This window comes from Eubacterium ruminantium (assembly GCF_900167085.1).
GTDB lineage: Bacteria > Bacillota > Clostridia > Lachnospirales > Lachnospiraceae > Eubacterium_Q > Eubacterium_Q ruminantium.
The window spans coordinates 149,110-163,769 of sequence record NZ_FUXA01000005.1 but is presented as its reverse complement, the minus strand read 5'-3'; the positions used below and the strand labels follow the sequence as shown (position 1 = coordinate 163,769).

General features: G+C 36.6%; 11 protein-coding genes. All 11 read right to left on the bottom strand.

Features of this window, described 5'->3' with window-relative positions; translation table 11 throughout:
• Positions 1 to 10: 10 nt before the first annotated feature.
• Positions 11 to 1,048: a toxic anion resistance protein gene (locus B5D25_RS03535; RefSeq protein WP_078786458.1), complete on the bottom strand. Its 1,038-nt coding sequence runs from the start codon at positions 1,046 to 1,048 to the stop codon at positions 11 to 13.
• Positions 1,041 to 1,961 carry a DUF7192 family protein gene (locus B5D25_RS03530; RefSeq protein WP_078786457.1) on the bottom strand — a complete coding sequence of 307 codons (921 nt, stop codon included), beginning with the start codon at positions 1,959 to 1,961 and terminating at the stop codon, positions 1,041 to 1,043. The genes B5D25_RS03535 and B5D25_RS03530 overlap by 8 nt, the downstream gene beginning before the upstream one ends.
• Before the next feature lie 3 nt (positions 1,962 to 1,964).
• Positions 1,965 to 4,061 (bottom strand): AAA family ATPase, encoded by a 2,097-nt coding sequence (locus tag B5D25_RS03525; protein ID WP_078786456.1) that lies wholly within the window; start codon positions 4,059 to 4,061, stop codon positions 1,965 to 1,967.
• Positions 4,062 to 4,064: 3 nt separating this feature from the next.
• Entirely contained in the window at positions 4,065 to 5,228 is a 1,164-nt protein-coding gene (locus B5D25_RS03520) for a hypothetical protein (RefSeq protein ID WP_078786455.1), read from the bottom strand.
• A 145-nt stretch (positions 5,229 to 5,373) separates the two neighbouring features.
• The gene (locus B5D25_RS03515) at positions 5,374 to 6,498 is read right to left on the bottom strand and encodes a DsrE/DsrF/DrsH-like family protein (RefSeq protein WP_159444069.1); all 1,125 of its coding nucleotides are present in this window, start codon (positions 6,496 to 6,498) and stop codon (positions 5,374 to 5,376) included.
• A complete protein-coding gene (thiF, locus tag B5D25_RS03510; RefSeq protein ID WP_078786452.1) occupies positions 6,491 to 7,333 on the bottom strand; it encodes a thiazole biosynthesis adenylyltransferase ThiF in 843 nt (280 codons plus the stop codon). Before thiF ends, B5D25_RS03515 begins: the two co-directional genes overlap by 8 nt.
• A 325-nt stretch (positions 7,334 to 7,658) precedes the next feature.
• On the bottom strand, positions 7,659 to 9,068 hold the full coding sequence (locus tag B5D25_RS03505) for a HAMP domain-containing sensor histidine kinase (RefSeq protein WP_078786450.1): 1,410 nt from the start codon (positions 9,066 to 9,068) through the stop codon (positions 7,659 to 7,661).
• On the bottom strand, positions 9,065 to 9,751 hold the full coding sequence (locus B5D25_RS03500; protein WP_078786448.1) for a response regulator transcription factor: 687 nt from the start codon (positions 9,749 to 9,751) through the stop codon (positions 9,065 to 9,067). Before B5D25_RS03500 ends, B5D25_RS03505 begins: the two co-directional genes overlap by 4 nt.
• 70 nt (positions 9,752 to 9,821) lie before the next feature.
• On the bottom strand, positions 9,822 to 11,330 hold the full coding sequence (locus B5D25_RS03495) for a C45 family autoproteolytic acyltransferase/hydrolase (protein WP_078786446.1): 1,509 nt from the start codon (positions 11,328 to 11,330) through the stop codon (positions 9,822 to 9,824).
• Positions 11,309 to 13,774, bottom strand: coding sequence for an ABC transporter permease (locus tag B5D25_RS03490; protein WP_078786445.1), 2,466 nt, complete (start codon positions 13,772 to 13,774; stop codon positions 11,309 to 11,311). Before B5D25_RS03490 ends, B5D25_RS03495 begins: the two co-directional genes overlap by 22 nt.
• Position 13,775: 1 nt before the next feature.
• Positions 13,776 to 14,564 (bottom strand): ABC transporter ATP-binding protein, encoded by a 789-nt coding sequence (locus tag B5D25_RS03485; protein ID WP_090168537.1) that lies wholly within the window; start codon positions 14,562 to 14,564, stop codon positions 13,776 to 13,778.
• Positions 14,565 to 14,660 lie beyond the last annotated feature (96 nt).

Genomic DNA, 14,660 nt, shown 5'->3' with positions numbered 1-14,660 from the left:
AAAGGAAAGGTCACAGACTCGAATTGTTTGAAGCAAGTAAAAGTCTTCCCTTCATTTCAGCATCAATTTTGGTAAGTTCCTGTTCTGCTTGATAACGCTTAAGTTTTCCTTCCTGCTGTATTCTTGATATATCATCAAGACTTTCTATAAGGATCTTATTTGCTTCGCCTAAGGCCTTAGGATCTATATTATTATCATCTCTTGCTCTTTGTGTTTCTATTGTAAGCATTTTCAAATTTTGAGCATTTTTGATAAGAAGCTGATTCGACATATCTGTCAGTTTTTTATCTGCAGCGATCGCAGCCCTTGTATGTTCTGTTCCGAATGCAATAACTATCTGATTCTTCCAAAGCGGAATAACAGTATAAAGCGTTGACTGAAGCTTATCTGCCATTGCTACTGCATTTGCCTGAAGCATTCTTATCTGCGGAGCCTGCTGAAGAGATATTGTCTTTGTTGTTTCAAGTTCAATTATCTTTCGCTCCAATCTATCTATGATATCAGGAATAATATCCGCACATTCACTTGGATATTCACCTGCTTTGATCGAAGCAAGTTTATTTTTAGCAGCTTCGATCTTAAGATCTACCTGCTTAAAGTATTCCTGATTCATTCTATATATCTGATCAAGCATAGCTGTATCTTTCATAAGACGTATCTGATGGTCTTCCAGCGAACGTTCAATCTTTTCCACATTCTGAGAGATAATATCATATCTGTTCTGAAGAGTAAGAGTCTTTGATTTTTTCTTCCAAGGAAGAAAACTTTTTTCCTTATCTTCTTCATTGTCATCTGTTTTTTCCAGATATTCCACAGTCTTATCGATCACTTCACCGATCTCATCAACATTTGTCTCTCCAATGCTTTTGATCATCATCTCAGATAAATCGGCCATCTTCTTCTGAATATCCGCTCCGTAAATAGTGATACTGTTTGCCTTACTGATATCCAGAAGTTCCTTATTTGACTGAAGCATAGCCTTATCTTCGTCATTCATATATAATTCTGAATTAACAGATAATCCTCTAAATAAATCTAAATCAGCCATTTGTTATACCCCCATCCGAGTATGCCGGTACCCTTATCTTACCATCAAGATTTAATTTCTTTAAAAAGGTATCCGCATCTGTATAAATATTTTCACCTGTTATATTCATCTCACTTGGAGATCCGATATAGATATCGCTGTCCTTGATCTCCATTATCCTTCGAGTGTGCTCTTCATTTAACACAACTCCGTATCCCATTCCCCAACCGCATTCAAACGGCATGGATTCCTTTATCCTGCAAAGTATCCTTCTAACGAAGGCTTTTCCGCACATAGGATAATAACAAAGCCTTGGATACAGCATCTGCCCCGGCTTTTTTAATTCAATCTCACATCTGAACAGCTCTCTCTCGAAACTGCATAACTCAAAAAGTCTGAAGTCAACCATATAGTTATTCATTTCAAGAAGCTTTATAAGGTTCAACGCTATGATTCCTCTGTTCAGAATCTGATCCTCGTTTGTAGTGGCTTCATATGTAACCTTCATCCATATCCTTTTCAGCTTCTTCTCTTCAGTTCTTTCGAGCCTGTACATATTCTTGGGAGCTTCAGCAATATAAGCAGGCACATTAGGTCTCTGTCCCACAAATGATGTAATCGTCTTACGGACTTTGACATTTTTCTTATTCACCGCTTCAAGCTGCTTTGACAGACTCAGAAACTGGTCATATCTATCGCTGTATCCGCCTATACAATAATTTATTGCATCCTCCAGCGGCGCACCTGCAAAGCTTTCGCTTGCCGTCCTGCTTTTTTGCTCATAAAAAATATTCGTATTGATATCGGGATCAGCCATAAGAAAAGTCTGTACTTCTCCTATAGAATTAAAACTCATTTTAAATTGTCTTAAATTCTTACTTCCCGATATTTCAAGAAATCTGCATTCTTCAGGGCTCACCCCTGTTCCATTCATATATTAACCCCTTCTTGAATCGATCATCTTTGAAAATTCGTCAAAAATTGCCTTGGCATTTAAGTTCTGTTCAATTCTGTTTCTTATATACTCCTTGATAAATGCCAGATATGTAATATCCTTTGTCTGAATAAATTCATACTCAAGGATCCTTGACATATCAAAACTGTTATTATCTTTATATCTCTTAATGCGTGTAGCATCTCTTGTTGTTATGATACCAGGCGCATCTCCGTAATTTTTCTTTCCCCATTCATCGGTTGCCGACCTGAAAAGTACAATGAATGAATACCAATCCGGATAATTGCTGAGGATCTTCTTCTCAACCTCATTATCATAACCTATATATATCGGAGTAAGTCTCTGCTGAACCGACTCTTCAATCTTTTCTCTGGAATTATAGTTACTGTCAGCACCATTTCCGTCAGTATTTCCTGCACCGATCATTCTGAAATTCGGATGACGCATTACACATTCGCCATTAGGGAAATTATAACTTGCATTTTTAAGATTAGACAAAAATGAATTAAGCTTAACTGTCGCTCTGCTGTTACCATTATCAAGCTCATCACAGAAAGCAATTTTTCCATACTTGTAGCATCTATAGAAATTCGGTCTGCTGTATCCTCCGTTAGCTGTTCTGAATCCTAGAATATCATATTCTTCATTGATATATCCTATATCAATAAAGTCCATATCAAGGATTCTTGCTATCTGGGAAACCATATACGTCTTTCCGCATCCTGAAGGTCCGATGAGATATGGATTTGAATTTTCCATAACAGCTATCAGAACATCATCAAACATTTTATGGAAATGTTCTCCTGTGGCGATCATATACGTCTTCTTTTCCATCGCCTTCTCAAATCTCTCTGAGAAGCTTATTGAATCATCAAGTAAAGGATTTATTGCCGGAATCTCAACATCATCATCCTTTATGATTGTCTGCGTCTCATAAATCTTTGCATATTCGTCATATGAAACCAAACCTGCAGCATTTGTAGCACCACTATTTCCACCTGCAATGATCTGACCACCCGGAATAGGTGCTGAAACTTTGATCTCAGCATTACTATCAGATCCACCAAGTTCCATCTTGGTAATTCCTTCAGGCATTTCGAGTTTCACGGTATTGACAGTCTTTTCAGCCGCCCTTTTAAGAGACATGAGTTTCTCTTCCGCCTCTTGAAAGACTTCATCAACCATCTTCTTTTTATCATAAAGAATTGCACGCTTTTGTTCATTTACGCAGGAATCATAAGCCTGCTGTAACTTTTCATTTATGATACTAAGCTCATATTTGGCTTTACTGACTTCGTCATCGCAAAGACTCTTAACGTTATTTATTGCATTACTTGACATAGAATCCAGAATATTTACTCTTTCATCTACGATCTTCACGAGCTCAACTATCTTCTCGTGCATGGTATTGGCCATTTTGATCTTATTTACAGCATCCAAAAGGACTGCTTCATTAACATCATATATTCCGGCCATTCGATGAAGCTTTTCGGTTTCCTCATCCAATACCGCCTGCATATCGCCGGATGTCTGTATCTTTTTTGTTACATCGATCAAATTCGATACAAAGCAATCCTCATCTATAAAATATGCTCTTGCTTCAATTGCATATTGTTGAATAAAACTATTTACCGAACCATCTATAGCAGTATCCAGAAGATTTTTATTCCACTTCATGTAATTGAATTTATCACTGAAAAGATCATACATGGCTGTATTAAATCTCTTCTTTGCGATAATACCGTCTTTATGAATCATTTCCAAAAAGATGGTACTGAGATTTTCGAAATCCGGAGTATGTTCCTTATATGGAAACATAGCATTATATACATTTTCTATATATGTTAAATATTCCATATATCTTTCAGGAAAAACTCCAGATTCAAGTATAAGCGCCTTTATAGCTGATGCATATAAAACAAATGGCTCGACTACTCTGCTTCTTGGATTGCCCTTAAAATACAAGTATTTAGTTAATACTTCATTAGCCCCCGCACTGTAATGATTGCGGAGTATTCGCTCTGTTTCATTTATGATTTCTGAATCTTCATCTCTGTCAAGTATTGAAAAAATCCCCATAACCTACACACTCTTTCTATCTTTTATTATATATTTTCCTTCCAGTTCTTCCTTATATCTGCTTCCGGTGCCCCTCAGAAATGAACTTTGAATAAATTCTCTGTTATCCGTAAGATTAATAATCCAGAAAGCTTCATTTTTAAGAGCTATGCCTAACTTTTCACTCTTTATAACAGACCAGCCTCTTAAATCCGCCAGCGACGCCTGCTGCCACAAAAATGCTCCACAGAAAGTTTCTACTTCCACATCTTCCTCATTAAATACAGAATCATAAAGAATATAATCAAGTCCCATAGGAAGACTGTAAACCGCGCAAGGCTTAATTCCCTCCGGAAGTAATTTCAGTGATGATACCGACAGACAATCTTCTAACTTATCCTCTTCTTTAAATGTATTCGCATATGTATTTACATCATAGAAAAGCTGCTTGCCGTTTTTTTTGATCTGATGCATTTCTCTAACGCTGTCCTTACTAAACCTAAAAGAACTGCTTCCTTCTATCGCCGCCGCATCGGATTTATATGAAATAGAGAACATATCATCGTAAAAGATTATATTTATGACCATATCGCCATTTTGTGAAAAGCATCCGTTCAGCTTTATCAAAAAAGCATTGTTATCTATCTCAAACACTCTATAATACGTCATTTTTGTTTGATTACCAACATGGATACTGAGTCTTCCCGCACCGCGCCATCCGGTTCTTTTCTCTATCAAATCTGCCTCTAAACCCATTGTTTTATAAAGGCCCAGGAGAATATACTCAATAAGCGGCTCAAAACGTTTGCTTAATGTTGAAGCATTTACAATAGCCGGCATTTCCTGTTTCTTCGCGTCATAATATTTTCCTAAAATTCCTTCATGCCTTGGAACTTTACCTGCTTCCATTATCTTCCTGGTGTCATCATCCATGCTGATAAGCAATTTATTCGGCGAATTATTGTAAGCTTCAAACAATTTATTAACGAAAACATTAAAACAGTGATCATTCTCAGTATAATTTAACTGCTTATTGTCACCAAAATTAACAAGGACTGCTGTCACTCCGTATTTTCTTTCGAGTGTTGCTGCCCCTGCCAGATCATAGATATGGATCATTTTAATATTTTCGATCTCTTCAATATTCATCTCTTCAAGAGACATTTGTCTAAATGCTGATTCAATCATGATAACCCCTTAAAAATACTTTAACCCTAACACTGGTATAGCTGTTCTTAGCAAACATTCGGCGCATAAGTCGAGTTATTTTGAGACAGCTATACTAGTAATTATCTATCAAAATGCAACATTATTCCAGCATTATTTTTCTTAATTAAATAAATAAACTCATATCGGATTCTTCCCCGGATCCGATGAAAGTTGCAACTCCCCCAAGCTCAACTCCGTCTATAAGCTCTTCCTTACGGATTCCCATAATGTCCATAGACATCTGGCAGGCAACTATTCTTACACCATGTGCCTTTGCGCTCTCAACTAATTCTTCCAGAGAGCTGATCCCTTTTTGCTTCATTACCGCGCGGATCATTTTTGAACCCGCACCGCCCATATTCATTCTCGAAAGGCCCAGTTTTTTTGTTCCTCTCGGCATCATTATTGAAAACATTTTTTCAACAAATTTCTTTTTCACTTTAATCTTCTTTGGGTTTCTTAAGATATTAAGCCCCCAGAAAGTGAAGAACATGGTAACTTTTCTTCCCATCGCCGCTGCTCCGTTTGCGATGATAAATGCAGCAATAGTTTTATCAAGATCACCTGAAAAAACTACAAAAGTCTTATCATGCTTTTCCTGTACAGAAGCTGATTCTTTCTTCTCAGCCTTTGTAATAGTTGCACTTATAAAATTATCTTTTATGATCAACTGATCCAGATGATTTCCTGTTCTGTCGCACCAAACCTTTATATCCGAACCGAAAGCATCCTCAGTTGCTTCCACCACTACAGTTTCACCAACCTGCTTATCTTTTAAATAATCAGCAACTTTAACTATAGGTCCGGGACATTTCATCCCTTTTGCATCTATCAGAACAGGTGTCTTTGCATTAGCACTTTCCGTATTCGAGTTACTGCTGCCTGCACCGGTTATTTCTGCATTTCCTACTTTAGGATCACTACTGACATCCTTTTTATTTTCTTTTAAAAATTCTCTATACGCATTAAATCCGCCATCAAGTGAATATGCATCATATTCTCTATCTGCAAGTATCTCAGCTACCTCTTTGCTCCAGTCACCTACACGACAGAATATGATTACCGGTTTATCCTTCGGGATGGTATCTATCTCCCCAAAAACCTTGGAAAAAGGAAGATTTATTGCTCCTTCGATACCGCTTACCAATACTTCATCAGGCTCTCTAAGGTCAACTAGTGTGACGCTGCTATGATCAAGTTTAGAAAATTCTTCAGCTGAAATATGTTTATAACTATCCTGATTATTCATTACCTTTATTCTCCCTAAGTACTTCTCCGGAAGGTATTTCACAAACCGGCTGTTCATAATCGATCAACTTATGTATCGTCGGATGATCAGAACATATCTGGCAATCACTTCTTCTGTTTTTAATCGGAACTGTCCTGAAATTCATGGTTAATGCATCAAATGTAAGCATTTTACCTGTTAATAATTCACCTGTTCCTGTTATATATTTTATCGCTTCAAGGGCTTGTATCGATCCTATCACCCCTGCCATTGCGCCTATTACACCGGCTTCACTGCAGGAAGGAACTTCACCTTTTTTAGGTGGATTTTCAAACACACAGCGATAACATGGACTTTCGTGAGGAATAACAGTCATGACCTGACCGTTAAAACGAAGTATACCTGCATGAGAAAATGGTTTATTTACCATAACACAGGCATCATTTATTAAAAATTTAGTCGGGAAATTATCAGTACCGTCGAGTATAAAATCATAATCTTCTATTATTTTTAAAATATTTTCGCTGTAAATGCGAGTATTATATGTTCGGACATTTATACTTGGATTAATAGCTGAAATAGACTCAGCAGCAGATTCAACCTTCGACCTTCCTATATCTTTGGTTGTATGAATAATCTGTCTTTGCAGATTGGACAGATCCACCACATCAGCATCCACTATACCTATCGTTCCAACTCCCGCTGCCGCAAGATACATAGCGGCCGGAGCACCAAGTCCACCTGCGCCAATGATCAGTACCTTTGCTTCCGCGAGTTTCTTTTGCCCTTTATATCCTATTTCTTTCAAAATAAGATGGCGTGAATATCTTTCCAGTTCCTCATTTGAAAAAGCCATCTTTTACCTCCAAAAATAAAAAACGGAAGATTCAATCGAATCTTCCGGAAGCTTGATTTCATTTATTAAATCGACTATAAAGTTTTTTACTCACCTAGCTATTCGACAGGTCTCATGTTATCATGTTTTATACGTATTTTCAAGGTTTTTCATGCCTTTTGACCCATTTAACCCCTTAAAACTATTCACATACCTTTCTCCTTTTGCAACCAACTACAAAAAAGTAACACCCACATTAATTATATCACTCAGTTTTTTTTCACAATAAAGATATAGAATCTGTTTTTTATACAACCTTTAAAACTTAATCTACTCGTAAGATTTATTACTTCTCGATCACCAGTATAAACTCCATTTCCTTATTCTTTTCATTGGCTCTTACATATATATCTCCATCGAGTCTTTTTGCAATTTCATATGCTTCAAAAAGTCCGATTCCGCTTCCTTCTGTTTTTTCAGCATTTGATCCTCGCCAGAATCCATTGAAGATATATGGCAGCTCATTTTCACTGAGAACTTCACCCTTATTCTTAACTGATATCTTATATAATTCGCTTTCTTTATTTATATGGACAAATATACCTTCGCCATTTCCGTATTTGATGGCATTTTCCATAAGCTGTGATAAAATCCTGCATATTCCGTCTTTATCACTGTTTAAGATTGCATCATTCTCCAATGAAAATTCATATGGAATCCTCATTACTTCAAGTCTTCTTCCGTATTCTTCATCCAGATAATTCTTCAATTCACTAAGATAAAATCCATTTTTCTTCGGCTCGAAATCGATCACACCACCGGAAGCCTTATCAATAAGCTGCTTCACAAGATCTGATATATCATCTGCATTCTTTCTGATCTTTTGAGCAACTTCCAAATCGCTTTCATTCGGCTTTCCATCAGGTTGATAAAGCCCCGTCTCTATAGCATCGGAATACAGCCTGATATTGGATACCGGTGTTTTTATTCCATGAGCAATTGTAGTAACCATAGTAAGCTGTTCCTTATTAAGATCGTTTACTCTCTTCCTTTCACTGTTCAGGCTGTCATTCAGCATATTCATTCCCCAGACAAACTTACCAAACATACGATTCTTTGTCTCCGGAAGTTTATCTATATTCTGATTTTTTGAAATCTTTTCAGGATAATCCGCAAGTCTGTTAAAAGGTCTGATAACTTTTCGATTAATATAAATGCAGCATCCTACTGCAAAAATAAACGCTATCCCAAGTGAGAAATTTAAGATTAATCTGTATTTACTTAAATCTCTTTCTTTATAATAAAATATGATAAATCCTGCATTAATTCCGTCTTTTTTCAATATCCATATTTTGGAATCGGTTTTTTCTCTGTTGATCAGCGCCACTCCATCTTCTTTTGGCTCGGCAGCAAGGAAATAAACCTTATCCGGAAGATTATTCTTTCCAAACTTCTTTTTCAGGATATCTGTCTTTTCGTAATAGCAGGAATCTATGATCTTTTTCATCTTGTCAGTATCACTTATCTCTAATGAGTCATCATCAGAATCCCCGTTTTCCTCTAATAAATCATAATCAGGATCATCTTTTCCGGAAATTTTCAACATATCTTCTATATCATGAATCACCTGATTCATAAGCATGACTGATGTGTCTTCATTTTTTCTCATCATCTTATTCAGGATCAGATTTGAAAAAATGATTAGAACAGCAAAAAGAAGCACTATGATAAGATAAAGTTTTTTTAATCTTTTCATACCTCAGCGCCTCCAAATTTATATCCCACTCTCCAAATCGTCTGAATAAGCTTCGGATTCTTCGGATCATCTTCTAATTTTTCCCTAAGCCATCTTATGTGCACATTAAGACTTCCAACTTCGCTGAAACAGTCTTTACCCCAGACCTCGTCGAAAAGCTTCTCTTTTCTGATTATCTGATTAGGATTATGCATCATATATTCCAGAAGATCATATTCTTTTCCGGTTATATCTATTTTATTATCATCTTTATAAACTGTTCTCGTCGCCAGATCAACAGTAATATTTCCGTAGGTGAGAAGCTGTCTTCCCTCTGTCATATCATAAGAACGGCGCATAAGAGCCTTTATCTTAAGTCCCAGAACCTGTATGGAAAAAGGCTTTTCAATATAATCATCCGCTCCGACCTGAAGCCCTAAGATCTTACTCTGATCATCTGTACGGGCACTCATCATCAACACAGGAAGCTTTCCCGTCCTCCTTATTTCCTGAAGTGCGGCATATCCATCTATTCCGGGAAGCATGACATCAAGAAGAAGCAGCTTACATATTTCATTTTTCATGAATGTAAGCCCCTCTTCCGCATTCTGTCTCCATTCAACTGTATATCCTTCACGCTTTAAAAAATCATAAACCAGCTTTCCCAGCTCTTCATTATCTTCAATTATGAGTATATCAGTCATCTCTCACCCTCATAAATATAAAACAATAAATCCACTTCAGAATATACTTATACTATATCATATATACTATCTAATATGTACCTACATCTATATAGTTCGGCACATCATCCGCATAACTTCCTTTGGTAAATGAAACATGTATAGTACATGTCGCATAATCAAGAATTACAGTATGAACAGTTCCTCTATTATGAATATTATCGACTTCATACTGTTCCACTACTTCTCGTGCCATAAGCCCCTTTACATCAGCAACCGAAAACTTATCCGTCTCACTCACCCATTTATTATACTTAACCCATCTGTTGATATTGAATGGCTCACCGGTAAATCTATCCTGATTTCCCTTACTTGCAAATGTATTCACTATACATAAACTGTCTTTACTGTCCCATGAAAGTCCTTCCATAATTTCTGTATCTTCACTTCTAAGGACTGATTTTGCTTTTCCGTCAACAGCCACCTCAGCAGTTGCATTTTCACAGCAAAATGCATCTTTCTTATCTGTAACAAGAAGATTATTGCACCAGGTAAAATCCCCGCTTTCGCCAACAAGAAATTCTCCTGCTTCCTTCGCTGTACTAAAATGCTCCAGTGCATATCTCACTTCGAATGTATAGCATTTCTTACCTTCATATACGAAAGGCGAATGCAGTTTGGAACCAACATCCAGAATACCTATCATAACGCCATCATCATTTACAGCCGTGAGTATATCAAGAAGTCCCAGTACATTTATGGATGTGATCGATTCTTTGCCTTTCTTCATATGAACAACCGCATGAATTCTTGTCAGCTGATCCTCACTTCCCATATTCCATTCCAGATTTCGAAGCGTTATCCTTTCACCGGTTTTGGTTTTATTTCCCCATAGTGATAACGCGCTGCAGGCAGTTGGTCTAAGCGCATCAGGTATGATCTGAAAAGTCAGAATTTCAATATAACTAAGCTTGCCATTTTCACTATAACCTTCTTCGCCATCTGACATTGCCTTTGCAAAACTTTCAATCTCAATTCTGTACTCATCCGGAATAGCTGCTATAAGAGTAGTGATTCTTTTTTTCAGATCATCATAATTTACATTTCTTCCGTCATATGAATTTTTGATGTTTTCATATAATACAGATTCCATCATACTGTCATAATCCGGCATTACCTTCAGAATAGCTTCGGCATACGCTTTTCCAACCTCCGAAGGACTCCCATTTTCATAATCCAGAGTCACATCATAATATGAATCATATACATCAATTTTACATAGTTCATTTTCAGAAGAAATGCATAATCCAGGTCTCTCTTTCGTGCTTTCATCCGAGTAATTTACCTCTTCTTCAACATTCAAAGATCCGACTTTCTTCATGCCATTCGGATTTGTTATTTTTTTCTTCTTTCCACAACCACCGAGAGACATGACAGATGTTGCGGCAAGAGAAAATATCATCAGACTTGCGAGGCATTTTTTTATTTTATTTCCGCTCTTTTTATATTTCATACAAACATTCTTTCCCTTCATTTTAAATGATTCCTCTAATTTTCTCTTATTTCCTCTTATATCTTTTATTCTTCTCTTACTTTCCATATCTTTATTCGGTCTATCGGTTTAAATGATATATATAAAATGACGGTTACCAAAACTGCAAGCCCCATTGGAAGAAGTATTAAATAACCTACAGGTGATGTAACGATCATGAATTGTCCCACATTGAGCGCTGCCTTTCCGATCATATTGAACAGCATTCTCATAACTGTGAATGACAAAAGTATTGCCATAAACGAAGCAACAACCACAAGTATCATGATCCTTATATATTGCCATTTTTTAATATCTTTTCCGTCCACTCCCAGACTTTTCAGCATCGCTATATCAGAGGTCTCCTCTTCGATAAAAATCTGCTGATATAAAAATGTCATAGCAAAAACCATAAGAAAGACTATGCTGCCTGTTATTACAGCAAGCATGTTCAGGATTGTTCCGTACATATCTCCCATATCATAATCAAGGAGCCTGTCATAATCCCAGATCAGGATATCTTTATTAACAGCACGCATTTTCTCAATATAGTCATAATATTCGTCATCAGTGCAGTTGAGCCCCTGATTGAACAAGGTAAATTCACCGGTAAGCACCATATTTTCATCTGTATTATTGATATAAACCTGTGAATTATCAGTTCCCAGCCTTTCAACGTAAGCAGTTACTATAAAGTCCTTCCTTTTTACTTCTTCAGAAATACCATCCTCTTTATAGACTCTATATTCCAATGTTATAACGTCTCCGAGTTTTATTCCGTATTCATCCTTCATAAAATGTGAAACAGCAATTTCATTTTGAAGTTCAGGAAGTTTTCCGCCATTTACTATTTCAAGTTTTTTGATATCATAATCTCCATGATAAATATCAACAGCAATATTTTTATCATCAGCTATTACACTTCCATTCTGGATATCTAAGATCTGAATATCCAGCGGAATCCCATGTTCATTGTAATATTCTTCATAATAAAGAATCGTATTCCTGTAACTTCCGGTCTTCTCAATAAATTTCAACCTGAGGTTTTCTTCCGGTCTTATGAAAACTTCTCTGTCAGCCACACCCCAGTATTTTCTTCTGTAGATATCACTTACAAGAGTATCTTTAAGCTGGAAAATAGTGAAAAGAATTGTAAGGCCGAGAGTATAACTGATCACGATATAGATATATCGCTTCATTTTCCTGATAATATCTTCCAACGCCAGAAAAAAAGGCAATTTCATTTTCTTTGATTTATAAAAATGAATTCCCGGTATTTTACTGAATCTTTCACCTCTGTTTTCACCATGAATGGTATCCATAACCGAAATGCGGTTGATCCTTTTAAGTGCCACAAATGAAAAGAGCACCATCATAAGTATGAATATCATTCCTGCAATCAGTCCCAAAGCAACGAAAAGTCCGTCATCTATTCCAACGGTATTAAATAAAAATCTGCTTATCATTTTCTTACTTATCGGAATTCCGACAAATAAACCTATTATCGATCCGATTATTCCAAATGCGATATATTTAACGATAAAAAGCGTTCTGTAAGAAATGGAATCAACCCCTATGGCTTTCATGGTTCCTATCTCTTTTTCTTCTCTTTTTACCGTTGCACTTAAACTGAATCTTATGGACATAAAAATGATAAGAATAAGTGCGATTCCCATAAGCATCATAAATATACTGATGATAAGTGATATTGCAGCTTCATCTGTTGCTGTATTGGATTTACCGATCATCACATCAGTTATGCTTCCGTCAATCTTCCCGTCCTTACTTAGAGCCATCAGACTGTCTCTTATTTCGGCCATCAGATTCTCTCTTGCTGAACGCTTTAAAGCTTCACTATCATAATTAATCTCATACAGATTGGTGACATTTCCACTTTCTTCAAGTATCCTTTCAAAATCCCCGTCGGAAAAAAGTATTTTATAAAGCGCCGCCGTACTTGGATCCTTATATATCTCAGATACTATAAATTCATATGTATTTCCCATGTCTGTTGTGAGAAAAAATTTTGTTCCGACTTTAATGCCTGCGCTCGATGCCATCGTCTGCGGAATAGCCACGCATCCATCACTCAGAGTAAATCTATCATCGTCCATATTATATGGAATATTTCTTTCCGTACTGACTTTATATACAAGAAATGATCTCTCATAAAGTCCCGAAACATTTCTCTTATCTATCCCTTCAAAATTCATTCTTGAATTTCCAAGCAGGATTGAATCATTAATGAATATATCACTGACTTCCGGATAAGATTTCAACGTATCCTCTATCACTTTACGATTTTTATCTTCGTCCGATACGCTTCGTGAAACAGTAAAAAGTCCGTCTGTAGTTTTGCATTTATCATATGTTCTATCTATTCCGGCAATGAATGTATATACAAATCCCACACTCATTATCACAACCGTTGCGGATATGATCATGAATAGGCATAGAACGATATTTACACCTATCTTATCTCTAAGATCCTTTTTTAACATTCTTAGATACATATTACCAACCCAGCCCTTCTAACCACTTTCTAAGTTTCTTTTCACGTAAAATTACACGTTCCGTTTCCGATAATGAATCATCATTTTTAGCATTCATCTTACCTAAAATAAGTTCGCCCTGAATATCGCCGTCCAGAAGATATATGATCCTGTCAGACAGAGCTGCTACCTTCTCACTATGCGTTACCATAAGTACAGTAGTTCCTGCTTCATTTGCCTTAATCATTTCTCCCAAAACCTCCTTAGAAGCCTTGGAATTAAGCGCTCCTGTAGGCTCATCTGCAAAAATGACCTTCGGGCTGTTTATAAGTGCTCTTGCAAGACAGGCTCTCTGAAGCTGTCCACCTGACACTTCTGTTATCTCTCTATCAGCTGTATCAGCAATACCAAGTCTTTTAAGTAGTTCTTCTGCCTTTTTATTGACCTCTTCCCTGGATTTTAGTTTTGCCTGGTATCCCGGAAGTACAATATTATCCATGATGCATAACTTCTTCATCATATACATTTGCTGGAAGACAAATCCCATCTTTAGGAGCCTTAGCTTCGTCAGTTCCCTTTCCTTCATTTTTGAAATATCATCGCCATCAAAGATCACACTTCCTGCCGTCATTTTATCCATCCCGCTTATGGTATAGAGAAGTGTGGATTTTCCGGAACCACTGGGACCCATTATTGAGACAAACTCTCCATCCTCTATGCAAAGATTTATATTCTGAAGCACATTATTACTATAACCATCAACTATATATGACTTACATAAGTCATGTGCTTCCAAACAAATTCCGGCCATTTCTTTTACCTCACTTTCGCCTGAATATTTACCTTTTAAATCATTTTTAGCATCTTATGGATAGATATTAGCATTCCATTTCTTAAAAAATCTTTA

Coding starts and splice junctions, on each gene's coding strand:
- B5D25_RS03515 (WP_159444069.1), bottom strand. CDS start 6,498: ATGAATAATCAGGATAGTTATAAACATATTTCAGCTGAAGAATTTTCT.
- B5D25_RS03520 (WP_078786455.1), bottom strand. CDS start 5,228: ATGATTGAATCAGCATTTAGACAAATGTCTCTTGAAGAGATGAATATT.
- thiF (WP_078786452.1), bottom strand. CDS start 7,333: ATGGCTTTTTCAAATGAGGAACTGGAAAGATATTCACGCCATCTTATT.
- B5D25_RS03535 (WP_078786458.1), bottom strand. CDS start 1,048: ATGGCTGATTTAGATTTATTTAGAGGATTATCTGTTAATTCAGAATTA.
- B5D25_RS03490 (WP_078786445.1), bottom strand. CDS start 13,774: ATGTATCTAAGAATGTTAAAAAAGGATCTTAGAGATAAGATAGGTGTA.
- B5D25_RS03500 (WP_078786448.1), bottom strand. CDS start 9,751: ATGACTGATATACTCATAATTGAAGATAATGAAGAGCTGGGAAAGCTG.
- B5D25_RS03485 (WP_090168537.1), bottom strand. CDS start 14,564: ATGGCCGGAATTTGTTTGGAAGCACATGACTTATGTAAGTCATATATA.
- B5D25_RS03505 (WP_078786450.1), bottom strand. CDS start 9,068: ATGAAAAGATTAAAAAAACTTTATCTTATCATAGTGCTTCTTTTTGCT.
- B5D25_RS03530 (WP_078786457.1), bottom strand. CDS start 1,961: ATGAATGGAACAGGGGTGAGCCCTGAAGAATGCAGATTTCTTGAAATA.
- B5D25_RS03525 (WP_078786456.1), bottom strand. CDS start 4,061: ATGGGGATTTTTTCAATACTTGACAGAGATGAAGATTCAGAAATCATA.
- B5D25_RS03495 (WP_078786446.1), bottom strand. CDS start 11,330: ATGGAAAGTAAGAGAAGAATAAAAGATATAAGAGGAAATAAGAGAAAA.